This is a genomic window from Nonomuraea sp. 3-1Str (genome assembly GCF_031570565.1).
Lineage (GTDB): Bacteria > Actinomycetota > Actinomycetes > Streptosporangiales > Streptosporangiaceae > Nonomuraea.
The window spans coordinates 123,236-144,574 of record NZ_JALHBK010000004.1; the positions used below are offsets into that span (position 1 = coordinate 123,236).

A 21,339-nucleotide genomic window follows, 5' to 3' on the forward strand; every position below is an offset into this window, starting at 1 on the left:
AGACATCGGATGTCTAGGATTCTATGGCCTGGAAGCGGACCGCATCGACTCCTTGGACGCGCCTGATGGAGCCCCGGGCCTCCAGCGTCCGGAGATGCGCCGCCGCCTCCCCGGCGGCCATGCCCCTCAGCATGGGCCCCAGGGCGTCCCACGGACGGTTCCAGGTCATCATCGCGGCGGTCTCCCAGATGGTCAGCGGCTCCGCGCGCTCGGCCAGCGACGTGGCCAGCCGGGCGAGCTTGTCCTCGTGATGGTGGCGGATCTCGGCCGCTCGCGCCGCCACATCAGGAAATATCCATTCATGTGCGGGGAGGGCGTCCAGGAGCCCCAGCTCGCCTACCCGGTCCAGCGAGGCCAGGAAGTCGCCCAGCGGGTCCACGTCGTCACGGTCGTAGGGGTAGATGCCGATGTGCGGGGTGATGTCGGGCAGGACGTGGTCGCCGGTGAACAGCCGGTTCGCGTCCTCCAGGTGCAGGCAGATGTGGCCCGGGGTGTGGCCGGGCGTGTGGACGGCCCGCAGCTTGCGGCCCGGCAGGTCGATCAGCTCGCCGTCGGCCAGCTCCCGGTCCGGCTGCGCCGGCGGCAGCGGGCGCTCGGCGGCGACCGCCTCCAGGTCGTCCGCGTCGGCTCCGGCCCGCTTGAGCATGTCCGCCTGGAACGCCTGCTGCTCACCGTCGCCGGCTCCGCGGATCAGCCTGACCAGCGCCGCGTCCGCCTCGTGCATCGCGATCCAGCCGCCCGACTCCTCCCGTACCCGGCCGGCCAGGCCGGCGTGGTCGGGGTGGAAGTGCGTGACCACCACGCCGCGTACCGTGGCAACGTCCATGCCCAGCGTGGCGAGCCCGCCGCTCAGCGCCTCCCACGCGTCGGGGTGGTTCCATCCCGCGTCGACCAGGACCGGTCCCTGGGGCGACTCGATCGCGTAGACGAGGGTGTAGCCCAGCGGGTTGCCGGGGATCGGCACCGGCACGCTCCACACCCCGCCGCCGAGGTCCTGCGGGCGCTGCTCGGCGTACGGCCTGCGGCGGGTCCTTCTCATGGGCTGATCCCCCGTCTTGCGTGAGCGTGGAACGAGTGTGGCGGACGGAACGGGGGACGGAAAGGTCTTTCTCGCACCTAGGCGACACGGAACGGCGCGTCCGGCGTCAGGTCACGCGTTCGAGGATGGTGGCCGTGGCCAGGGCGCCGCCCGCGCACATCGACACCAGGGCCGTGGAGGAGTCCGAGCGCTCCAGCTCGTGCAGCGCCGTGGTGAGCAGCCGGGCCCCGGTGGCGCCCACCGGGTGGCCGAGCGCGATGGCGCCGCCGTTGACGTTGACGCGGTCGAAGTCCGGCTCGTGGACGCTCGCCCACGACAGCACGACCGCGGCGAACGCCTCGTTGACCTCGAACCGGTCGATGTCGCCGATCGACATCCCGGCCATGGCCAGGGCCTTCGCGGTCGCCTCCACCGGCCCGTCGAGGTGGTAGTACGGCTCCGCGCCCACCAGCGCCTGGGCGAGGATGCGAGCCCTCGGGCGCAGACCGTGCGCGCGGGCCGCCTCCTCGCTCATCACCAGCACCGCGGCGGCTCCGTCGGAGATCTGCGACGAGGTGCCGGCGGTGTGCAGGGCCTCCTCGCCGAGGATCGGCTTGAGCCGGGCCAGGCTCTCGGTGGTGGTCTCGCGCAGCCCCTGGTCCCTGCGGACGTCGCCGACCGGCACGAGCTCCCGCTCGAACCGGCCGTCGGCCCACGCCTTGGCCGCGAGCTGCTGCGAGCGCGCCCCCAACCAGTCGAGCCGCTCCCGGGTCAGCCCGCGCCGCGCGGCGATGCGCTCGGCGGCGGTGAACTGGCCCGGCAGGTCGATGCTCCAGTCGTCGGGCCGCGGCTTGGCAGGCAGCACGTTGCTGCCCAGCGGCGCGCGGCTCATGACCTCGACGCCGCACCCCACGCCCACCTCGATGACGCCGGCCCTGATCATCGCCGCCGCGAGGTGCACGGCCTGCTGCGACGACCCGCACTGCGCGTCGACCGTGGTGACCCCCGTCTGGTACGGCAGCCCCGCGTACAGCCAGGAGTAGCGCCCCACGTGCCCGCCCTGCTCGCCCGCCTGGGTCACGCAACCGGCGAAGACCTGGCCGACGGCGGCCGGGTCGATGCCGGAGCGCTCGACCAGCCCGGTGAGGGCGGCGGCGAGCACCTGCTGCGGCTTGAGTCCGGACAGCCAGCCGTCGCGCTTGCCGATGGGGGTGCGGACGGCCTCGACGATCACAGGTGTGCCCACAGTCGCCTCCAGAACGATGCTCCGGAGCAGACTGTAACTCGTTCTACTTTCCGGCGGAAGCCTGCTCCGGGGCGGGCAACGAGTGCGGAAGCCCGAACGGATCGAAGAGCCCGACGTCGAAGAACATCCCCACGTGGCGGATTCCTTCGGCGGCGAGCGTCAGCACCATCAACGAGAACGCGTGATAGGTGTCACCCTGGCGGAAGTACACCGCGAAGGACGGCTGGCCGTTGGCCGCGATCGGCACCAGCCACAGGTCGCCCGGCCGCTGGGCCGGGCAGTTGACCGCGATGAGCCGTCCGATCTGCTCGGCCCCCTGGTACCAGCCGGTGTAGGGCGGCATCTCCCAGACCGCGTCCTTGGTGAACAGCTCCACGATCGCCGCCACGTCGTAGCTCTCGAACGCCGCCACGTAGCGGTCGAGCCGCGCCCGCTGCTCGTGGGGCAGCGGCGGCGCGGGGTCGTCGAGACTCGGCGACACGTCGTTGAGCTGCGCCCGGGCCCGTTGGAGGCCGCTGTTGACGGCGGCCGTCGTGGTCTCCAGCGCCTCGGCCACCTCGGCGGCCCGCCACCGCAGCACGTCGCGCAGCACCAGGATGGCCCGCTGCCGGGGCGGCAGGTGCTGCAGGGCCGCGATGAGCGCGAGCCGGATGCTCTCGCGCGAGGTCACGATCGCGGCCGGGTCGTCGGCGCCGGCCCCCACCATGCCGTCGGGGACCGGCTCCAGCCACGGCACCTCCGGCCGCTGGGTCAGCGGCGCGGCCGGCTCCGAGCTGGGCGCGCCCAGCCCCGTGGGCAGCGGCCGGCGCCCTCGGCTCTCCAGCGCGGTCAGGCAGACGGTGGTGGCGATGCGGTAGAGCCAGGTGCGCAGGGACGAGCGCCCCTCGAACCCGTCGTAGGCGCGCCAGGCGCGCAGGTAGGTCTCCTGGACGAGGTCCTCGGCGTCGTGCACCGATCCCGTCATGCGATAGCAGTGCGCGAGCAGCTCCCGGCGCATGGGGTCGGCCAGCCTGAGGAAGTCTTCCGTCGATGGCCTGTCGCTCATTCCCCCTGTATACGCCCCGTCACCGACAGAATCCGGGCACAGGTCCGCGGGAACGACCCGCGATGAGCCGCCGGGACCTCGCGGGTCCATACCGGCGGCCGTCACGCGACCGTGAGGACGATCTTCCCGGTGGTGCGTCCCGACTCGCCCAGCTCGTGGGCCTTGGCCACGTCGGCCAGGGGCATGACGGCCGCGATCTCGGGCCGTAGCCGCCCGGCGTCGACCAGCGCCGCGAGGGCCCGCAGCGCCGCGTGGTCCGGCTCCACCAGCATGGCCTCCGAGCGGACGCCCTGCTCGGCGGCGGCCGCGTGCAGGCCCGGGTCCAGCAGCGTCAGCGTGAGCGAGACGATCACGCCGCCCCGCCGCAGGGTCCGCAGCGACCGCGGGCCGTACTCGCCGCCGATCGTGTCGACGACCACGTCCACGTCCCGCGCCACCTCGGCGAAGTCCTCGCTCCGGTAGTCGATGAGCTCGTCGGCCCCCAGGCCGCGCAGGAACTCGTGCTTGGCGGCGCCGGCCGTGCCGATCACGTATGCGCCGCGCGCCTTGGCGATCTGCACGGCGAAGTGCCCGACGCCGCCCGCCGCCGCGTGCACGAGCACCCGGTCGCCGGAGCGGGTCCCGGCGGTGTCGACCAGCGCCTGCCAGGCCGTCAGCGCGGCCAGCGGAATCGCGGCGGCCCCCGTGTGGTCGACGGCCGCGGGCTTGCGGGCGAAGGTCCGCGCGGGCGCGGTCACGTACTCGGCGTAGGCGCCATTGCCGAACGGGTACGGCAGCATCCCGAACACCTCGTCGCCCGGCTTGTGGATCGTGGTCCCCAGCCCCACGGCCTCGACCACGCCCGAGACGTCCCAGCCCAGCACGAACGGCGGTGACCCGAGATGTCCGCCCGATGCCCGCGTCTTCCAGTCGGCCGGGTTGACCCCGGCCGCGTGCACCCGTACCAGCACCTCCGTGGGCCGGGGCTCCGGCCGGTCCAGCTCCACCGTCTTCAGCACCTCGGGTCCGCCCAGGGCGTCCTGGCTGATCGCTCGCATCTTCATGGGTCCAGCGTGCTGCCGGGCTGCCTCCGGTCGCGAGTGGCCCGGGGGTCAAGCTGTGCAAAGATCGGGCCATGCATCGTGTGGCCGTCCTGGCGCTCGACGGCGTCATCCCGTTCGAGCTGAGCATCCCGTCGAGGATTTTCGCCACGGCCCGCGGCCCGGCCGGTGAGCCGCTCTACGAGGTGCTGACCTGCACGCTCGACGGCGGGCCGGTGCGCACGGCCGCCGACTTCTCCATCGCCGCCGCGCACGACGCCGATGCGCTCGCGACGGCCGACACCGTCGTGCTGCCCGCCGCCTCCTCCCACTCGGCCGTCACGGGCCCGGACGACCTGCCGCCCGGCCTGCTCGAAGCCCTCTCCCGGGTACGGCCCGGCGCGCGGACGGTGTCGATCTGCGTGGCCACCTTCGTCCTGGCCGCCGCCGGGCTGCTGGACGACCGCCCGGCCACCACCCACTGGAAGCACGCCGAGCGCTTCGCCGCGACCTTCCCGCGGGTGCGGATGGACGCCGGGGTGCTGTTCGTGGACGACGGCGACGTGCTCACCTCCGCCGGCGCGTCCTCCGGCGTGGACCTCTGCCTGCACCTGCTGCGCCGCGACCACGGCAGCGAGGTCGCCAACCAGGTGGCGCGCAGCTGCGTCGTCCCGCCCTGGCGCGACGGCGGCCAGGCGCAGTACATCGAGCACCCGGTGCCGGAGCCGTCCACCGCCGGCACGGCGCCGACCCGGGCGTGGGCGCTGAGCCGTCTCGGCGAGCCTCTCCAACTCGCCGACCTGGCCCGGCACGCGGGCATGAGCAGGCGCACGTTCACCCGGCGCTTCCGTGACGAGGTGGGGACGAGCCCGGGGCAGTGGCTCACGCGGCAACGGATCGAGCTGGCCCGCCGCCTGCTGGAGACGAGCGACCTGCCGATGGACGGGGTGGCGGACCGCGCGGGCTTCGGCACGGCGGCGTCGTTCCGGCGGCATCTGCACGCCGCGCTGGGCGTCTCGCCGCACGTCTACCGCCGCACGTTCCGCGCCACACGCGAGGAGCCGGCGCGGGCCTGAGCCCGGTCGGGCCCGGCCGCTCACGTCGGGCGGGTCAGGCGATGCCGGTGAGGAGGCGGTCGGCGGCGATCTCGATGCGGCGCTGGATCTGGTCGTAGGTGCGCCGGCCGCGCAGCATCTCCAGCAGCTCCTGGACCCAGATGCTGGACAGCGAGCCGGCCAGGGCGACCTGCTCCTCGGTGGCCTGGTCGCGGGTCAGCCCCGCGGCCGAGACCCGCAGCAGCAGGCCGGTCATGCGGTCGCCGAACGGCGTCTCGACCTCGGCCAGGATGAGTGAGCGAATCAGCGCGTCGGCCAGCTCCGGCTCGCGCATGAGGCCGCGCGTGGCGCGCATCAGCACGTCCACGGCCCGCCCCGCCGGGGTCGACGCGCTCGGCGGGCGGCGCTCGATGCTGCTCTCCAGCAGGTCGATCTCCTCGCCGACCACCGCGACGACCAGATCCATCTTGGACGGGAAGTAGCGGTACAGGGTGCCGAGCGCGACGCCGGCCCGCTCGGCGACGGTGCGCATCTGCATGGCCTCGACGCCGCCGCGCGAGGCGAGGGCGGCGGCGGCCTGGACGATCCGCTTGCGGCGCTGGTGCTGGCTGCGCGTGCGGACACTGTGCCCACCGGCACCCTGCCCACCGGCGCCCTGTGCATCGGCACCCTGTCCCTCGGCAGTGGGCCCGCCAGGCGTGGGATGGCTCACCATGGTCCCCTCGGTGTCGACGGAGGGCGCGGTGACGGCCGCGTGCGGAGTACGCATAAGAACACGTTATCTGATTTCTTCCTGGCACGGCTTGTTACTGACGAGTCACAAAGAACCCTGTATAGGCCCATGTCCACGGCGTTACACGCATATATCGGGACTTCTGGGGGTGTGTGGGCGCTGGACAAATACTAGAATCTGTTCTAGTTTGCGGATCGTTTGACCGAGCGCTTGTTGGAGGCGCCATGCCCGCGGACACGCTCGCCGCCCTGCTCCTGGCACGGGCCGGCGACGACCGTCCCGGCCTGCTCTTCGAAGGCCGGGAGTGGTCCTGGCGTGAGCACGTGGCGGCCTGCCGGGCCGCCGCCGGCTGGCTCGGCACCCGTACCGTCCCCTCCTGGCGCGCGGCCCGCGCCGCCGGCCGGCCGCACGTCGGCGTGCTCTGCGACAACGTGCCCGAGCTGCTGTTCCTCGTGGGCGCAGCCGCCCTGGGCGGGTCCGTGGTGGTCGCGCTGAACCCCACGCGCTCGCCCGCCGAGCTGTCCCGCGACGCCGCGGCGACCCACGTCGCCCTGCTCCTGTACGACGAGCCGTACGAGGAGTCCGCCACCCGGCTGGCCCGCGACCTCGGCGTGCCCCGCGCCCCCTTCGCGACGCTCGCGGCCGATTCCGCCCCCACGGAGCCGACCGCCCCCACGGAGCTGACCGCGCCCACGGAGGGGGCGGGGCCCGGGCCCGGCGACCTGGTGATGCTGATCTTCACCTCCGGCACCTCCGGGCGTCCCCGGGCCGTGCGGATCACCCAGCGCAAGCTCGCCGTGCCCGGCCGCAGCCTGGGCGCTCTGCTCACCCCTGACGACGTCGTCTACTGCTCGATGCCGCTGTTCCACTCCGGCGCCCTCATGGCCGCCTACGCCCCGGCCGTCGCGTCGGGCGCCGCGCTGGCGTTGCGGCGCAGGTTCTCGGCCTCCGGCCTGCTGCCCGACGTCAGGCGGTACGGCTGCACGTACCTGCACTACGTCGGCAAGGCCCTGTCGTACGTCCTCGCCACCCCGGACCGCCCCGACGACGCCGGCAACCCGCTCCGCCTGGCCTTCGGCAACGAGGGCAGCGCCACGGCGACCAGGCGCTTCGGCGAGCGGTTCGGCTGCCGGGTGATCGACGCGTTCGGGTCCACGGAGACCGCGATCTCCCTCACCCCGGACCCGGCCGCCCCGCCGGGGTCGCTCGGCCGGCTGCCGGACGACGTCGAGATCCGCGACCCGTTCACCGGCGCCCGCTGCCCCCCGGCGCGCGTCGAGGACGGCCGGCTGCTCAACCCGGACGAGGCCATCGGCGAGCTGGTCAACGTGGCCGGCGCGGGCCTGTTCGACGGCTACTACGACGACCCCGAGGCGGACGCCGAGCGGCTGCGCGACGGCGCGTTCTGGTCGGGTGACCTCGCCTACGCCGACGCGCGCGGCCACGTGTTCTTCGCCGGCCGCGGCACCGAGCGGCTGCGCGTGGACGGTGAGAACCTGGCGGTGGCCCCGATCGAGGCGGCCCTGCGGGAGTTCCCCGGCGTGGTGGAGGCGGCGGTGTACCCGGTGCCCGACGCGGCGGCCGGCGACCAGCCGATGGCGGCGCTGGTGATGGCCGAACCGTTCTCCCCGGCCGCGTTCGCCTCCTTCCTCGCCGCCCGGCCCGACGTCGGCCGTAAGGCCGTGCCCCGCTACGTCCGCATCGCGCCGGCTCTGCCGCAGACCGCCTCGCACAAGGTCGTCAAGCGCGTGCTCGCCCGCGACGCCTGGCGCACGGCCGACCCCGTCTGGTGGCGTCCGCCCGGGCCGTCTCCCGCCCGGGACGGGTGGCGGCGGCTGGAGGAGGACGACGTCAAGGCCATCGAGGACGACTTCGCCAGGAACGGCCGCGCACACCTACTGGCACACCTACGGGAGGAATGATGGACTTCGGCCTGGACGAGACCCGGCGCGACCTGCGCGAGCTGACCGCCGAGCTGCTCACGAAGGACGAACCCGGGCGGCGGCTGCGCGAGGCCGGGCTGCTCGGCGTCTGCCTGCCCGAGGAGGCCGGTGGCGCGGGGCTCGGCCCCGTCGAGATGGCCGTGGTGCTGCGCGAGGTCGGTGCCCGCGCCGCGTCGGTGCCCGCGTTGCCGGCCCTGGCCGCCTCGCTGTTCCTCAGCCGGCACGGCACCCGCCCCCAGCAGGAGCGCTCCGCCACCATCGCGCTCAGGGAGCCCGGCCGGGCCCCGGCCGACCCGCCCGCGACCACCGCGGACCGGACCGGCGACGGCTGGGTGCTGACCGGCCGGAAGACCGGCGTCCCGTACCTGGAGTCCGACGTCCTGGTCACCGCCGACGCAGGCGTGTTCCTGGTGTCGGAGCCCGAGTCGAGGCCCGAGTTCGCCTCCACCGGGGAGCCCGCCGCCACCGTCGTCCTCGACCGGACCCCCGCGGAGCGGGTCGCCGGACCCGAGGCCGTGGACGGCCTGCGGCACGTCCTCACCGCCGCCGTGGCCGCCCAGGCGAGCGGCGTGCTCGCCGGGGCGCTGGAGCTGACCACCGGCTACATCAGGACGCGCCGGCAGTTCGACCGGGCGCTGGCGCAGTTCCAGGCCGTGACCATGCAGATCGCCGACGTCTACATCGCCGGGCGGGCACTGGACGTGGCCATGTGGTCGGCCGTCTGGCGGCTGGGCGAGGGCCTGCCGGCCGAGGAGGACGTGGCGCTGGCCGCCTTCCACGTCGGCGAGGCGTTCAGGGCGCTCTACACCTGCCAGCACCTGCACGGCGGCCTCGGCCTCGACGTGACCTACCCGCTGCACCGGTACTTCGCCCAAGCCAAGCACCTGTCGTTCCTGCTCGGCGGCCAGGACGCCCAGCTCGACCTGATCGGAGCGCTCGCCTGATGCTCATCGACCTGACCCCGGACCAGCGCGGGCTCCGCGACGAGCTGCGCGAGTACTTCCGTCACTGTCTCACCGACGACGAACGCCGCAAGATCGCCGACGACCCGTTCGGCGAGACGTACATGGAGCACTGCCGCCGCCTCGGCCGCGACGGCAAGCTCGGCCTCGGCTGGCCGAAGGAGTACGGCGGAGGCGGCTTCGGCCCCGTCGAGCAGCAGATCTTCGCCAACGAGATCGCCCGCGCCGGCGTGCCGTACCCGATCATCACGCTGCAGACCGTCGGGCCCACGCTGATGCAGTACGGCACGCCGGAGCAGAAGGAGTTCTTCCTGCCCCGCATCCTGGCCGGGGAGTGCCACTTCGCCATCGGCTACAGCGAGCCCGAGGCGGGCACGGACCTGGCCTCGCTGCGCACCACCGCGGTCCTCGACGGCGACCACTACGTCGTCAACGGCCAGAAGATCTTCACCAGCGGCGCCCACTACGCGCAGTACATCTGGCTGGCCGCCCGCACGAACCCCGGGGCGAAGAAGCACAAGGGCATCACCATGATGATCGCCTCCACGGCCGACCCGGGTTACTCGTGGACGCCGATCGTCACCATGGACGGCCGCCACCACACCAACGCCACGTACTACTCCGACGTCCGCGTCCCGGTGGACATGGTCGTCGGCGAGGTGGACAAGGGCTGGGACCTCATCGTCAACCAGCTCAACCACGAGCGGGTCACGCTGGGGCCGGCCGGCAACCTCGGCCAGACCTACGACCGGTTCCTGGCCTGGGCGCGCCGTACGGGGCTGGCCGGCGAGCCGGACGTGCGCCGGGCGCTCGGCCGGGTGCGCGCCTACTTCCGTACGAACGAGCTGCTCAACTGGCAGGTGGCCGCCAACATGGACCTCGGCTGGCTGGGGGCGCCCGACGCCTCCGCCACCAAGATCTACGGCTCGGAGCGGATGCAGGAGGTCGGCCGGCTGGTCGGCGACGTGCTCGCCCGGTACGGCGACCCGTCCGACCCGGAGACCGCCGAGCTGCTCGAACGCGTGGACCACGGGGTCAAGGGCGCCGTCGTGCTGACCTTCGGCGGCGGCGTCAACGAGGTGCAGCGGGAGCTGATCGCCATGCTCGGCCTGAACCTGCCGAGGCCGCCCCGATGACCGGGCCCACCCGGATGAGCGAGCCGGAGCTGCGGGAGCTCGCGGACAAGCAGGCCGCGCTGGGGGAGGTGCGCGGCACCCCGGCCGCCGACCCCGTCAACCTGCCGATGATCAGGCACTGGCTGGACGCGATGGGCGACACCAACCGGACGTACCTCGACAAGGGCATCGCCCCGCCGGCGATGGCCCAGGTCTGGACGATGCCCGGCGTCCGGCGCGACGCCAAGGACCGCTCGCCGGTGGACGACATGCTGGCCGCGCTGGACGCCGGGGGCTACACAGGCGTGGTGGCGACCAACTGCGAGCAGACCTACCACCGCCACGCGCGCGTGGGCGAGCGGCTCACGCCGGCCACCCGCTTCTCGGGCCTGACCGGCCCCAAGCGCACCGCGCTGGGCGAGGGGTACTTCGCCACGTGGAACGTCACCTGGTACGGCGAGGGGGACGAGCCGGTCGCCGAGATGATGTTCCGGGTGCTCAAGTTCCGGCCCCACCGGCGACGGGAGGGCCCGCCCCCCGTCGTGCGGCCGGAGCCGGCGGGGCGCGAGCCGTACCCGCTGAGACCCGCGCGGAACCGGGACACCGCGTTCTTCTGGGACGGCGTGCGGGACGGCGAGCTGCGCATCCAGAGCTGCGCCGACTGCGGCCGGCTCCGGCACCCGCCCGGCCCCGTCTGCCCGGCCTGCCGCTCGGCCAACCGGTCGTACGTCGTCGCCCGGGGCGAGGGCACGGTCTTCAGCTACGTCGTCCACCACCACCCGCCGGTCCCGGGACGCGAGACGCCTTTCGTGGTGGCCGTGGTGGAACTGCCGGAAGGGGTGAGGATTGTGGGCAATGTCGTGGACTGCCCGCCTGACGCGGTGGGTATCGGTATGAAGTTGCGCGCGACCTATCGGGCAATGGACGACGAACTGATCCTTCCTATGTGGGCGCCACGGGAGTCGTGATGCGGACGCTGACCGAAGACCAGATCGAGATCGGCGCGGTCCTGCCCGAGCTGTCGATCGACCTCACGCCCACGGTGGTCGTCTCCACCGCCCTGGCCACCATGGACTTCACTCCGGTCCACCACGACGTCGGCGGTGCGCGCGCGCAGGGCTCCAAGGACATCTTCCTCAACATCCTGACCACGATGGGCCTGGTCGAGCGGTACGTCACCGACTGGACGGGGCCTGAGGCGATCATCAGGCGCATCAACGTCAAGCTCGGCGTGCCCGCGTACGCGGGCGACCGCCTGAGCTTCAACGGCACGATCGTCACGCGGGACGGGTCCGACTACACGGTCGAGGTGCGCGGCAAGGTCAGCCTCGGCGACCACGCCACCGCCACCGTCACCTTCACCCTTCTTCCCTAGGGCACCCTTCCCCCTAGAGCGCCCTCCTCCCCGACGGCGCCCTTCTCCCCGAGCGCGGGCCTTGTCCGAAGAACCATGAGGAGCCAGTACGTGTTGGGATCGCGAGCCGCCATCGCGGGCATCGGCGCCACCGAGTTCAGCAAGGACTCCGGCCGGTCGGAGCTCCGGCTGGCCGCCGAGGCCGTGTTCGCGGCGCTGGACGACGCCGGCCTCGACCCGTCCGAGGTGGACGGGATGGTGACCTTCACCCAGGACACCAACCAGGAGATCGCCGTGGCCCGGGAGATCGGGGCGGGCGACCTGACGTTCTTCTCCCGGGTCGAGTACGGCGGCGGCGCGGCCTGCGGGACGGTGGCGCACGCCGTCATGGCCGTCGCCACCGGCATGGCCCGCACGGTCGTCTGCTACCGGGCCTTCAACGAGCGGTCGGGCCGGCGCTTCGGGCAGCCCGACGCGCGGCTGGGCGGCCAGCCGACGTCACAGGGGCTGGAGATGAGCTGGCACGTGCCGTTCGGGCTGATGACGCCGGCGGCGTGGGTGGCGATGTTCGCCCGGCGGTACATGCACGCCTACGGCGCCACGTCCGAGGACTTCGGCCGGGTCGCGGTGGCGATGCGCCGCCACGCCGCCACGAACCCGGCCGCCTGGTTCTACCAGCGGCCCATCACGCTGGAGGAGCACCAGGCGTCGCGCTGGATCGTGGAGCCGCTGCGGCTGTTCGACTGCTGCCAGGAGAGCGACGGGGCGGTGGCCCTGGTCGTCACCTCCGCCGAGCGGGCGCGGGACCTGCGGCGCTCTCCCGCCGTGGTCACGGCCGCCGCGCAGGGGGCCGGGGAGGGGCAGCTGATGATGACCAGCTACTACCGGGACGACATGACCGGCCTGCCCGAGATGTCCGTCGTCGGCCGCCAGCTGTGGGAGGCGTCCGGGCTCACCCCGCAGGACGTGCAGACCGCCATCCTGTACGACCACTTCACCCCGTTCGTCCTCGCGCAGCTGGAGGAGCTGGGGTTCTGCGGCCGGGGCGAGGCCGCCGGGTTCCTGCGCGACGGCGGCATCGAGCTGGGCGGCCGGCTCCCGGTCAACCCGCACGGCGGCCAGCTCGGCGAGGCGTACATCCATGGCATGAACGGCATCGCCGAGGCCGTGCGCCAGATCCGCGGCACGTCGGCCAACCAGGTGCCCGAGGTGGAGCACGTCCTGGTGACGGCCGGGACGGGCGTGCCGACCAGCGGCCTGATCCTCTCCGCCGGCTGACCGCCCCGTCCCGCCCGGGGGCCGGTGACCGTCAGGGACTGAGCAGGGCGGGGACCGAGAAGAACACGATCATCGCGATCGCCACGCAGATCAGGAACCCGATCAGCTCCCACGCCCAGTCGTGGTGCCGGCGCGGGCGCGGCCGTCCCTTGCGCGGCGCGCCCTTGCCGGAGCGCGGCGGCCTGGGCGGGGCGTCCCTGCCCGAGCGCAGCGGCTTGGGCGGGGCGTCCCTGCGGGGCTTCGGCGGCTTGGCGGCGGCGGCACCGGCGTCATCGGCCCCGTCCCCGCTCGCGGGCTCCGTGGCGGTGGGGGACGAGGTCGTCGTGGACGCCGACGCCGACGCCGACGCCGACGCGGTCACGGGCGTGGGCTTGTCGCCGTCCGCCGGGAGCGGCAGCCGGTAGACCGGCTCGGCCGGCCGGTCGCGCCGGGCGAACAGGCTGCCCGGCGCGCCGCTCCCCCCGGTCGCGCCCGGGGAGTCGGGCGTCTTGTGGACGAGCACGTCACCGGCCCGGATCGCGGGCATCTCCTGCGTGGCCGGCTCGTCGTCCAGCACGTCACCCGCCACCGGCCCGGCCAGGACGCCCGTATGGGCGGCGCGGGGCACCGGGAACACGTCTCCCGTGGCGAACACGTCACCGCCCGGACCGCCGCCTGGACCACCGCTCGGCCGGAGGGCCGGCCGTTCCCCGGAGTCCCCGGTCCGCGGCTGTCCCCGCGTGACGAGCCCCTGGTCGCGGGCGGAGGTGAACGCCTGCCACGGCCGCGTGAGCCCCGTGCCCGGCCGGGCACGGTCGGTCGGGGCGAACGGGTCGCCCACCGTCGGCATCGGCTCGGTCGTGGCCTCGTGCGGCGGCACGCGGGACGGCGACGGCGGCTTGAGCAGCTCGGCGGGGGACAGCCCGGGGCTGGTCAGCGGGGCACGGGCGCCGAGCGGCAGCGGCCAGACCGGCGGCACCCGCCAGCGCGGCCTGACGAACATCGGCGCGGTGCCGGCCGTACGGGAGCCGGCGAAGTGCACCCGCAGCGCGGCGGGCGGCTCCGGCCACGGCAGGCGGCCGAGCACGTCGCGCAGCGGCGCGACGCCCAGCGCCCCGTACACGTCGGCCACCGGCTTCGGCACGCGCCGGGCGGCCGCGCGGTCGAGCGCGGCGCCGAGCAGGCGCCGGTAGCGGTGGGCGGCGGCGTCCAGGAGCTCGCCGGCCGTGTCGGGCGCCACGTCGAGCACCCAGGCCAGCTCGGCGCGGTCCAGGCCGCACACCTCGGAGAGCAGCAGCACCTCGCGGTGGTGCGGGCGCAGCTCGTGCAGCGCGCGCTCCACCAGGGCGGAGGCGGGATCGATGAGGGGATCGACGACAGGGGGCGTGTAGGCGACGTCGCGGCGGCCGATCTCGCGGCGGGCGAGCGCGTACAGCGCGGCGCGGGCCGGGACGGAGGCGGGGACGGCGGCGAGGACGGACATCAGGACATCGGCCGCGGAGCCGGGGTCGCCGAGCTGGTCAGCACAGTACGCGAACAGCCCGGCGGCGTGACTGTCGTAGAGCTCTGCGACCAACTCGGCGCGGGCACGCTGGTCGGTGAGCGGCTGGGTCACGGGCCGTTCCTCTTGCTGGTGTTGCGATGCGGGGGTGGAGAAGGGGCCTGCGGTACCGGTGTTCTTACCGATGGTGAGGCAATCATGCCAAGTCGCCACCATCGGCGCATCACTAGATCCCGTTTTGTTGCGAATTCCCGCTGGTGGGGTGAAGCGTTTAACCCTCGGGGCGACGCGACACACCCGTATCGGGGGTCATAGGGTGGGCCCGAAGAGATCTTGCGGCGGTCGTGGCAGGGGGGGCCGCGGCCCTGCCCGGCAAGCGAGAGGTCGCGCGTGATCACATTCGACGCCGTCACGAAACGTTACGCGGACGGCACGGTGGCCGTGGACGGCCTGACCCTTGAGGCGCCCACGGGGGAGATCACCGTGTTCGTCGGGCCGTCCGGCTGCGGCAAGACGACGTCCCTGCGGATGATCAACCGGATGATCGACGCGACCGAGGGGCGCATCCTCCTCGACGGCGAGCCGGTGCAGGGCATCGACCCGCCCACCCTGCGGCGCGGCATCGGGTACGTCATCCAGCAGGCCGGCCTCTTCCCGCACAAGAAGATCGTCGACAACGTCGCCACCGTCCCGCTCCTCCTGGGCTGGGACCGCAGAAAGGCCCGCGCCAGGGCCATGGAGCTGCTCGAACGCGTGGGCCTCGACACCGCGATGAGCGAGCGCTACCCGTTCCAGCTCTCCGGCGGCCAGCAGCAGCGCGTGGGCGTGGCCAGGGCGCTCGCCGCGGACCCGCCCGTGCTGCTCATGGACGAGCCGTTCAGCGCCGTCGACCCGGTCGTCCGCGCCAGCCTCCAGGACGAGCTGCTGCGGCTCCAGGCCGAGCTGAACAAGACCATCGTCTTCGTCACCCACGACATCGACGAGGCCATCAAGCTGGGCGACCGCGTCGCCGTGCTCCGCGTCGGCGGCAGGCTGGCCCAGCTCGCCGCACCCAAGACGCTCCTGTCGGAGCCCGCCGACGACTTCGTGCGGGAGTTCCTCGGCCACGACCGGGGCATCCGCCGCCTGCAGTTCGTCTCCACCGAGGGTCTACGGCTGCGCACCGACCTGACCGTGCCCGCGGGCTTCTCCGGAGGCTCGCCGGAGCCCTGGGTGCTCGTCGTCTCCGGGGACGGCCGGCCGGTCGGCTGGGTGCCGGGCGCCGGGAACGGCGCCCCCGAGCCGTACGGCACGTTCCGCCACGGGCACGACTCCATGCGCTCCGCCCTCGACGCGGCGCTGCTGTCGCCCTCCGGCTGCGCGGTGGCGGTCGACGAGGAGGGCAAGGTCGTCGGCGTGGCCACTCGGGAGGCCCTGGACGAGGCGCTCGCGGAGGCCGCCGATGTCGGGTGAGCGGATGTCCCTGCCGTTGGCCGCCGACGGGCCGCCGTCCCTGTGGGAGTGGGTCGCCCGCAACTGGGACACCGGCCGGGTCGGCAGCATCAAGGACCTCCTCGGCGACCACCTCGTCATGTCGCTGGCGCCGATCGTCGTGGGTCTCCTGCTCGCCCTGCCGCTCGGCCTGGCCAGCGTCCGCTGGCGCTGGCTCTACCAGCCGACGACCGGGCTGTTCAACGTCGTCTACGCGCTGCCGTCGCTGCCGGTCTTCATGCTGCTGATCTCGGTCACCGGCCTGTCCAAGACCACGGTGATCATCCCGTTGACGTTCTACGCGATGGCCGTGCTCATCCCCGCCGTCGTGGACGGCCTCGGCGCGGTGCCGGACCACGTGCGCCAGTCGGCCGTGGCCATGGGCTTCACGCCGCTGCGCCGCCTCGTCCAGGTCGAGCTGCCGATCGCCGTCCCCGTCGTGCTCGCCGGGCTGCGAGTGGTCGCCGTCTCCAGCATCAGCCTGGTCAGCGTCGGCGCGCTGATCGGCCAGGGAGGGCTCGGGATGCTGTTCACCCGCGCGTACCAGAACCCGTTCCTGCCGCCGGTCATCGTCGGCATCGTGCTCATCGTGGCGCTCGCCCTGGTCGCCGACGGGCTGCTCGTCCTCGCGCAGCGGCTGCTCACTCCCTGGGTGCGAGCCAGGAGGACCTCGTGAGCTGGCTCAGCGACTTCTTCGGCGACCCGGCCAACTGGTCCGGCCCCGACGGCATCCCGGCCCGGCTGCTGGAGCACCTGGAGTTCTCGCTGCTGGCACTGGCGCTGGCCATGCTCATCGCGATCCCGCTCGGGCTGCTCATCGGGCACACCGGCCGGGGCGGCGTCCTCGTGGTCGTCACCGCCAACCTCGCCCGGGCGCTGCCCACGCTTGGCCTGCTGGTGCTGTTCGTGCTGCTGCTCGGCACCGCCTCGATCCTGCCGGTCGTCATCCCCCTGGTGCTGCTGGCTGTGCCCCCGATCCTGGTCAACACGTTCGAGGGCATCAGGGGCGTCGATCCCGAGCTGCGCGACGCCGCGTACGGGATGGGCCTGACCGGCGGGCAGGTGCTCGGCCGGGTGCTGGTGCCGGTGGCGCTGCCGCTGATCCTGCTGGGGCTGCGGCTGTCGGCCATCCAGGTGGTCGCGACCACCACGGTCGCCGCGTACACGGGCCTGGGCGGCCTCGGCCGATTCGTGATCGACGGCTTCGCCACGAAGGATTACGCGAGCGTCGTCGGGGGTTCAGTACTGATTGTGCTGTTCGCACTCGCGGTGCAGCTCGTCTTCACGCTTCTCCAGCGGACGACGGTCTCGCCCGGCGTCAGCCGGCGGGTGAAGGTCCGCCAGGTGACCTCAGAAAGGGAAACAACGTGATGAGACGTAGGTTCGGCACCGCGGCGGTGCTGCTGACGGCGGCACTCGCCCTGACCGCGTGCGGTGGCGGCGGCGGTGGCGGAGGCAACCCGCTCGACACCACGAGCGCGGCGCCCAGCGGCTCCACCTCGGGCACCTCGGGCGCGGGCGGCGGCAAAGCCGTCATCGGCTCGTTCGACTTCGACGAGAGCGTGCTGCTCGGCTCCATCTACGCCCAGGCGCTGGAGGCCAAGGGCGTGCAGGTCGAGGAGAAGCCCCGCATCGGCAGCCGCGAGGTCGTCTACGACCAGGTCAAGAGCGGCGGGCTGACGGTCGTGCCGGAGTACAACGGCAACCTGCTGGCCTTCATCGACCTGCAGAACAAGGCGTCCACGACCGACGACGTCAACGCGGCGCTGAAGGAGAAGCTCCCGGCCGAGCTGGAGGTCCTCACCTCCTCGCCCGCCGAGGACAAGGACACCCTCTCCATCACCAAGGACACGCAGGCCAAGCAGTCCCTCAACACCATGGAGGACCTGGCCAAGGTGTCGAAGACCATGATCGTCGGCGGTCCGCCCGAGTTCAAGAAGCGCTGGGAGGCGCGCTTCAAGGAGGTGTACGGGCTGGAGTTCAAGCAGTGGAAGTCGACCGGCCCGACCACGGCCGACGCCATCAAGGACGGCTCCATCCAGGTCGGCAACGTCTTCTCCACCGACCCCAAGATGACGGCCAACAACCTCGTGCCGCTGCAGGACCCGAAGAACATCTTCCCCGCGCAGAACGTCACGCCCCTCGTGAACAAGGCCGCCGCGACCGACACGATCAGGACCACGCTGGACGCGGTCTCGGCCAAGCTGACGACGCAGTCGCTGCTGGACATGATGCAGAAGATCAGCGTCAACAAGGACGAGCCGGCCACGGTCGCCAAGGAGTGGCTGACGGGCAACGGCCTCGCCTGACCCGGTGACGGGCCCTCTCACTCCGGGGGCCCGTCATCACCCGTCGTCGGAGGGGACCTTGGAATTCACGGAGGCGATGGCCCAGCTCGCCGCCGGTGTGGCGGTGGTGACCGTACAGGATGGGCGGGACGACCTCGGCACCACGGTGTCGGCGCTCATGTCCGTCTCCCTGGACCCGCCCCTCGTGCTGGTCAGCCTGGCCGCCCGCGGCTACCTCTGCGAGGTGCTGCTGCGCCAGGACCAGTGGGCGGCCTCGATCCTGGCGTCCGGCCAGGCCGCGATCGCCAGCCGCTTCGCCACCGCCGGCCGCCCCAGCGCCCGCCACCTCGTGGCGGGCGTCCCGCACCACCGCGGCCCGCACTCGGGCGCGATCATCGTCGAGAACGGCGTCGCGGCCGTGGAGGCGGAGACGACCCAGGTGGTGCCGGCGGGGGACCACACGCTCTTCCTCGCCCGCGTCCTGGCCGTCACCTACGTCACCCCGACCCTGGCCCCCCTGATCCGCCTCCGAGGCCGCTACCGCCCGATGGGCTGAAGACCGGCTGTTCCGCGGCATGCCGGAAGAAAGGTGCCACGTGGTGGCACAGTGTGGCCTTGCTGGGTACCGTGGCTGTATGAGCGGAGCATGGCACGAGCCTCCTGAGATCAACCAGCGGGACCTGAAAAACCGTACAGGCGAGATCATGGATGCCATCGAGCGTGGCAAGTCGTTCACGTTGACCCGTCACGGACATCAGATCGCGACGGTGATCCCGATCAGTCGACGCAGAACGTTCGTTCCCAAGGAACGCTTCCTGGCAGTGTTCGAAAACGCTCCGATCATCGACGACGAGGAGTTCGAAGCCGATGTCCGAGCGGCCTTCCACGACGCCGGCGAGGACCCGTGGGAGCGAGCCGAGCGGATCCCCGAATGATCGGCCCTGCCGCAGCCGGACTGCTCGACACCAATGTGATCATTCTTGCCGCTGGGCTCGATCCCGACGAGCTGCCTGACGCGCCGGCCATCAGCACCATCACGCTCGCGGAACTCTCGGTCGGGCCTCTGGCGACAGACGATCCGCGCAAACGCGCCACCAGGCAGGACGTCCTCGCCCGCGTCGAGGCAGAGTTCGAGCCTCTGCCGTTCGACGTGGCCGCGGCCCGTGCCTTCGGGCAGGTGTACGCGGCCGTCAAGGAATCGGGGCGCAATCCACGCGGCAACACCGCGGACCTGCTCATCGCCTCCGTGGCGATCGCCAACCGGCTTCCGCTCTACACGGTGAATCCTGATGACTTCAAAGGATTGGAGGGTCTGCTGACTGTCCGCCAGGTGACACATCCGCATCGGCGTTGACGAGCGAGCCTCGTCGACGGTCCACAAACTCCTCGGCCGTCACAAGGTACGGGCCGAGGAGCAGACGGACGCTAGCGGATCGTGTACCAGCCCGGCAGGGCGAGCGGGCCCGCGGCCGGCAGGCCCAGCTCGGCCGACAGCCGCGCCAGCGGCCCCCAGGCGTCGATCCGGACCCTGGTCAGCGCCGCCGCCTTGTCCTCGCTCGACTCCGCCCCGCGCAGCCGCTCCAGCGGGTGGACGCGCGGGTAGAGCCGAACCGGCGCGTCGTCGGCCAGGCCCGCCCGCTTGCGGGCCACGCCCAGCGCGTCCTCCAGCCCGCCCAGCTCGTCCACCAGCCCGCGCTCCTTCGCGTCGGCGCCGGTCCACACCCGGCCCCGGGCCAGCTCGTGGGCGCGCTCGCGGGTCAGGTCGCGGGACTGCGCCACCTTGCCCACGAAGTCGTCGTAGATGCGGTCCAGCCAGGCGTTCACCCGCTCCCACTGCTCGGGCGAGAAGCCGCGCGTGGTGGAGAACATCCCGGCGTTCGCGCCGCCGGCCACCAGCTCGGAGTTGATCCCGATCCGGTCCAGCAGCTCCGACAGCACGGGCTTGCCGCCGAACACGCCGATCGAGCCGGTCAGCGTCCCCGGCTGGGCGACGATCACGTCCGCGGCCATGGAGACGAAGTAGCCGCCCGAGGCGGCCAGGTCGCCCATCGACACGATGACGGGCTTGACCTTGCGGGTCAGCACCACTTCGCGCCACACGGTGTCGGAGGCCACGTACGAGCCGCCGGGGCTGTCCACCCGGAACACGACCGCCTTGACGTGGTCGTCCCGCCGGGCGGCGCGCAGCGCGGCGCTCACCGTGTCGGACCCCATCGCGCCGCCGCCCCCGAGGGGGCTGCGCCCGCTGCGGCCCATCCTGATCTGCCCGTGTCCCTGGACGAGCGCGATCCCGTCGGCGGTGGGCTGCGGCAGCTTCCGCACGGCCGCCGCCTTGGCGTACCGGGACACGTACTGCAGGTGCGCGTCGCTCCCGGCGGCCCGCTTGACCTCCTCGTACACCTCGTCCCGGTAGGCCAGCCCGTCCACCAGCCCGGTCTCCAGGGCCTCGGACGCGATGAACGGCCCGCGGTCGACCAGCTCGCGCACCTTGGCGGGGTCCAGCCGGCGCCCCTCGGCGATGCCCGCGACCACCTGCTCGACGACGGACTCGACGATCCGCTCCATCGACTCGCGGTGCGGCTCGGTCATGTGGTCCTGGGTGAAGGTGTTGGCGGCGGTCTTGTACTCGTGCCGCTGGCCCAGCTCGTACCCGACGCCCAGCTTGTCCAGCGCCCCCTTGACGAACCGCTGCTCCAGCGCCACGCCGGTCAACCCCACGTCGCCGCTCGGCTGGAGGTAGACGCGCTCGAAGGCGCTCGCGAGGTAGTAGGGGACGGTTCCGTTGCCGAACTCGCCGTACGTCTCGGCGAAGGCCACGGTGAGCTTCCCGGAGGCGCGGAACCGCGTCACGGCCTCCCGCAGCTCCTGCGCCACGGCCAGCCCGAGCGGGTTCCCGCCGACCTTCACGACCAGCGCCTTGACCCGGGAGTCGGCACGCCCGCGCTTCAGCCCGGCCAGCACGTCGGCCAGCCGCGGCTTCCGCATGGACAGCACGGCGGACAGCGGGTCGGTGGGCGGCCCCTCGGTGAGGCCCTCGGTCAGGTCCAGCTCCAGGACCAGCGGGGCGGTGCGCCGCTGACGAAGCCTGTCCACGGTCTCGAAGATCGCCTTGCCTGCGTCCATGAAGCCACCCTAAGCGACACATCTCGGACGTACGCGGCCGTCTTCGAAGGGACCCTTAGAAGTGTGCTCCTTAGAAGTACGGTCCTTAGAAGTACGGTCCTTAGGCCAGGCTGCGGCGCGCGCGGGACCTGCTGGCGGTGAAGGGGTACGACACGCGGGACCGCTGCTGACGTGTTACAGCGGGGCGGATTTCGACGCGGATCTCCGCGC

At 72.8% G+C, this 21,339-nt stretch carries 21 protein-coding genes; 14 read left to right on the forward strand and 7 right to left on the reverse strand.

What is annotated here, in order from left to right; genetic code table 11:
- Positions 1 to 13: 13 nt before the first annotated feature.
- The 4 genes from MTP10_RS09435 to MTP10_RS09450 form a co-directional block, all read right to left on the reverse strand.
- Positions 14 to 1,039 carry an MBL fold metallo-hydrolase gene (locus tag MTP10_RS09435; protein WP_310708672.1) on the reverse strand — a complete coding sequence of 342 codons (1,026 nt, stop codon included), beginning with the start codon at positions 1,037 to 1,039 and terminating at the stop codon, positions 14 to 16.
- Between the two features lie 106 nt (positions 1,040 to 1,145).
- A complete protein-coding gene (locus MTP10_RS09440; protein WP_310708673.1) occupies positions 1,146 to 2,264 on the reverse strand; it encodes a steroid 3-ketoacyl-CoA thiolase in 1,119 nt (372 codons plus the stop codon).
- 43 nt (positions 2,265 to 2,307) lie between these two features.
- Positions 2,308 to 3,309, reverse strand: coding sequence for a sigma-70 family RNA polymerase sigma factor (locus MTP10_RS09445; RefSeq protein WP_310708674.1), 1,002 nt, complete (start codon positions 3,307 to 3,309; stop codon positions 2,308 to 2,310).
- A gap of 101 nt (positions 3,310 to 3,410) precedes the next feature.
- Positions 3,411 to 4,346, reverse strand: coding sequence for an NADP-dependent oxidoreductase (locus tag MTP10_RS09450; RefSeq protein ID WP_310708876.1), 936 nt, complete (start codon positions 4,344 to 4,346; stop codon positions 3,411 to 3,413).
- Positions 4,347 to 4,423: 77 nt separating this feature from the next.
- On the opposite strand from MTP10_RS09450, the gene MTP10_RS09455 reads away from it, so the two are divergent.
- The gene (locus tag MTP10_RS09455) at positions 4,424 to 5,404 is read left to right on the forward strand and encodes a helix-turn-helix domain-containing protein (protein WP_310708675.1); all 981 of its coding nucleotides are present in this window, start codon (positions 4,424 to 4,426) and stop codon (positions 5,402 to 5,404) included.
- A 34-nt stretch (positions 5,405 to 5,438) separates the two neighbouring features.
- Here MTP10_RS09455 and MTP10_RS09460 read toward each other — a convergent pair whose 3' ends face one another.
- Complete coding sequence (locus MTP10_RS09460; RefSeq protein ID WP_310708676.1) at positions 5,439 to 6,152, reverse strand: TetR family transcriptional regulator; 714 nt, start codon at positions 6,150 to 6,152, stop codon at positions 5,439 to 5,441.
- A gap of 188 nt (positions 6,153 to 6,340) precedes the next feature.
- Between MTP10_RS09460 and MTP10_RS09465 the strand changes: the two genes are divergently transcribed.
- The 6 genes from MTP10_RS09465 to MTP10_RS09490 all read left to right on the forward strand — a co-directional run bounded on the left by MTP10_RS09465 (position 6,341) and on the right by MTP10_RS09490 (position 12,768).
- The gene (locus MTP10_RS09465) at positions 6,341 to 8,038 is read left to right on the forward strand and encodes an AMP-binding protein (protein WP_310708677.1); all 1,698 of its coding nucleotides are present in this window, start codon (positions 6,341 to 6,343) and stop codon (positions 8,036 to 8,038) included.
- Positions 8,035 to 9,003: an acyl-CoA dehydrogenase family protein gene (locus tag MTP10_RS09470; RefSeq protein ID WP_310708678.1), complete on the forward strand. Its 969-nt coding sequence runs from the start codon at positions 8,035 to 8,037 to the stop codon at positions 9,001 to 9,003. The genes MTP10_RS09465 and MTP10_RS09470 overlap by 4 nt, the downstream gene beginning before the upstream one ends.
- A complete protein-coding gene (locus MTP10_RS09475) occupies positions 9,003 to 10,157 on the forward strand; it encodes an acyl-CoA dehydrogenase family protein (protein ID WP_310708679.1) in 1,155 nt (384 codons plus the stop codon). Before MTP10_RS09470 ends, MTP10_RS09475 begins: the two co-directional genes overlap by 1 nt.
- Positions 10,154 to 11,104, forward strand: a complete 951-nt coding sequence (locus tag MTP10_RS09480) for a bifunctional MaoC family dehydratase N-terminal/OB-fold nucleic acid binding domain-containing protein (protein WP_310708680.1) — start codon at positions 10,154 to 10,156, stop codon at positions 11,102 to 11,104. The genes MTP10_RS09475 and MTP10_RS09480 overlap by 4 nt, the downstream gene beginning before the upstream one ends.
- A complete protein-coding gene (locus MTP10_RS09485; protein ID WP_310708681.1) occupies positions 11,104 to 11,511 on the forward strand; it encodes a MaoC/PaaZ C-terminal domain-containing protein in 408 nt (135 codons plus the stop codon). Before MTP10_RS09480 ends, MTP10_RS09485 begins: the two co-directional genes overlap by 1 nt.
- A gap of 93 nt (positions 11,512 to 11,604) precedes the next feature.
- Positions 11,605 to 12,768, forward strand: a complete 1,164-nt coding sequence (locus MTP10_RS09490) for a lipid-transfer protein (RefSeq protein WP_310708877.1) — start codon at positions 11,605 to 11,607, stop codon at positions 12,766 to 12,768.
- A 31-nt stretch (positions 12,769 to 12,799) separates the two neighbouring features.
- On the opposite strand, the gene MTP10_RS09495 is transcribed toward MTP10_RS09490, so the two are convergent.
- Positions 12,800 to 14,362: a hypothetical protein gene (locus tag MTP10_RS09495; RefSeq protein ID WP_310708682.1), complete on the reverse strand. Its 1,563-nt coding sequence runs from the start codon at positions 14,360 to 14,362 to the stop codon at positions 12,800 to 12,802.
- 276 nt (positions 14,363 to 14,638) lie between these two features.
- On the opposite strand from MTP10_RS09495, the gene MTP10_RS09500 reads away from it, so the two are divergent.
- The 7 genes from MTP10_RS09500 (at position 14,639) to MTP10_RS09530 (ending at position 19,360) form a co-directional block, all read left to right on the forward strand.
- A complete protein-coding gene (locus MTP10_RS09500; RefSeq protein ID WP_310708683.1) occupies positions 14,639 to 15,700 on the forward strand; it encodes an ABC transporter ATP-binding protein in 1,062 nt (353 codons plus the stop codon).
- A gap of 4 nt (positions 15,701 to 15,704) precedes the next feature.
- Positions 15,705 to 16,394 (forward strand): ABC transporter permease, encoded by a 690-nt coding sequence (locus tag MTP10_RS09505; protein WP_310708684.1) that lies wholly within the window; start codon positions 15,705 to 15,707, stop codon positions 16,392 to 16,394.
- Positions 16,391 to 17,089: an ABC transporter permease subunit gene (locus MTP10_RS09510; protein WP_310708685.1), complete on the forward strand. Its 699-nt coding sequence runs from the start codon at positions 16,391 to 16,393 to the stop codon at positions 17,087 to 17,089. Before MTP10_RS09505 ends, MTP10_RS09510 begins: the two co-directional genes overlap by 4 nt.
- Entirely contained in the window at positions 17,089 to 18,027 is a 939-nt protein-coding gene (locus MTP10_RS09515) for an ABC transporter substrate-binding protein (RefSeq protein ID WP_310708686.1), read from the forward strand. Before MTP10_RS09510 ends, MTP10_RS09515 begins: the two co-directional genes overlap by 1 nt.
- Before the next feature lie 76 nt (positions 18,028 to 18,103).
- Positions 18,104 to 18,562 carry a flavin reductase family protein gene (locus tag MTP10_RS09520; protein WP_397334442.1) on the forward strand — a complete coding sequence of 153 codons (459 nt, stop codon included), beginning with the start codon at positions 18,104 to 18,106 and terminating at the stop codon, positions 18,560 to 18,562.
- 79 nt (positions 18,563 to 18,641) lie between these two features.
- The gene (locus tag MTP10_RS09525) at positions 18,642 to 18,941 is read left to right on the forward strand and encodes a type II toxin-antitoxin system prevent-host-death family antitoxin (RefSeq protein ID WP_310708688.1); all 300 of its coding nucleotides are present in this window, start codon (positions 18,642 to 18,644) and stop codon (positions 18,939 to 18,941) included.
- Positions 18,938 to 19,360 carry a type II toxin-antitoxin system VapC family toxin gene (locus tag MTP10_RS09530; protein ID WP_310708689.1) on the forward strand — a complete coding sequence of 141 codons (423 nt, stop codon included), beginning with the start codon at positions 18,938 to 18,940 and terminating at the stop codon, positions 19,358 to 19,360. The genes MTP10_RS09525 and MTP10_RS09530 overlap by 4 nt, the downstream gene beginning before the upstream one ends.
- Positions 19,361 to 19,431: 71 nt before the next feature.
- On the opposite strand, the gene sppA is transcribed toward MTP10_RS09530, so the two are convergent.
- Positions 19,432 to 21,129 (reverse strand): signal peptide peptidase SppA, encoded by a 1,698-nt coding sequence (sppA, locus tag MTP10_RS09535; RefSeq protein WP_310708690.1) that lies wholly within the window; start codon positions 21,127 to 21,129, stop codon positions 19,432 to 19,434.
- Positions 21,130 to 21,339: the final 210 nt, after the last annotated feature.

Excerpts from the sequence above, each read along its gene's own strand:
- MTP10_RS09530 (WP_310708689.1), top strand. The coding sequence starts at position 18,938 with ATGATCGGCCCTGCCGCAGCCGGACTGCTCGACACCAATGTGATCATT.
- MTP10_RS09485 (WP_310708681.1), top strand. The coding sequence starts at position 11,104 with ATGCGGACGCTGACCGAAGACCAGATCGAGATCGGCGCGGTCCTGCCC.
- MTP10_RS09470 (WP_310708678.1), top strand. The coding sequence starts at position 8,035 with ATGATGGACTTCGGCCTGGACGAGACCCGGCGCGACCTGCGCGAGCTG.
- MTP10_RS09505 (WP_310708684.1), top strand. The coding sequence starts at position 15,705 with ATGTCCCTGCCGTTGGCCGCCGACGGGCCGCCGTCCCTGTGGGAGTGG.
- MTP10_RS09455 (WP_310708675.1), top strand. The coding sequence starts at position 4,424 with ATGCATCGTGTGGCCGTCCTGGCGCTCGACGGCGTCATCCCGTTCGAG.
- sppA (WP_310708690.1), bottom strand. The coding sequence starts at position 21,129 with ATGGACGCAGGCAAGGCGATCTTCGAGACCGTGGACAGGCTTCGTCAG.
- MTP10_RS09465 (WP_310708677.1), top strand. The coding sequence starts at position 6,341 with ATGCCCGCGGACACGCTCGCCGCCCTGCTCCTGGCACGGGCCGGCGAC.
- MTP10_RS09480 (WP_310708680.1), top strand. The coding sequence starts at position 10,154 with ATGACCGGGCCCACCCGGATGAGCGAGCCGGAGCTGCGGGAGCTCGCG.
- MTP10_RS09435 (WP_310708672.1), bottom strand. The coding sequence starts at position 1,039 with ATGAGAAGGACCCGCCGCAGGCCGTACGCCGAGCAGCGCCCGCAGGAC.
- MTP10_RS09450 (WP_310708876.1), bottom strand. The coding sequence starts at position 4,346 with ATGCGAGCGATCAGCCAGGACGCCCTGGGCGGACCCGAGGTGCTGAAG.
- MTP10_RS09460 (WP_310708676.1), bottom strand. The coding sequence starts at position 6,152 with ATGCGTACTCCGCACGCGGCCGTCACCGCGCCCTCCGTCGACACCGAG.
- MTP10_RS09520 (WP_397334442.1), top strand. The coding sequence starts at position 18,104 with ATGGCCCAGCTCGCCGCCGGTGTGGCGGTGGTGACCGTACAGGATGGG.
- MTP10_RS09445 (WP_310708674.1), bottom strand. The coding sequence starts at position 3,309 with ATGAGCGACAGGCCATCGACGGAAGACTTCCTCAGGCTGGCCGACCCC.
- MTP10_RS09515 (WP_310708686.1), top strand. The coding sequence starts at position 17,089 with ATGAGACGTAGGTTCGGCACCGCGGCGGTGCTGCTGACGGCGGCACTC.
- MTP10_RS09525 (WP_310708688.1), top strand. The coding sequence starts at position 18,642 with ATGAGCGGAGCATGGCACGAGCCTCCTGAGATCAACCAGCGGGACCTG.
- MTP10_RS09475 (WP_310708679.1), top strand. The coding sequence starts at position 9,003 with ATGCTCATCGACCTGACCCCGGACCAGCGCGGGCTCCGCGACGAGCTG.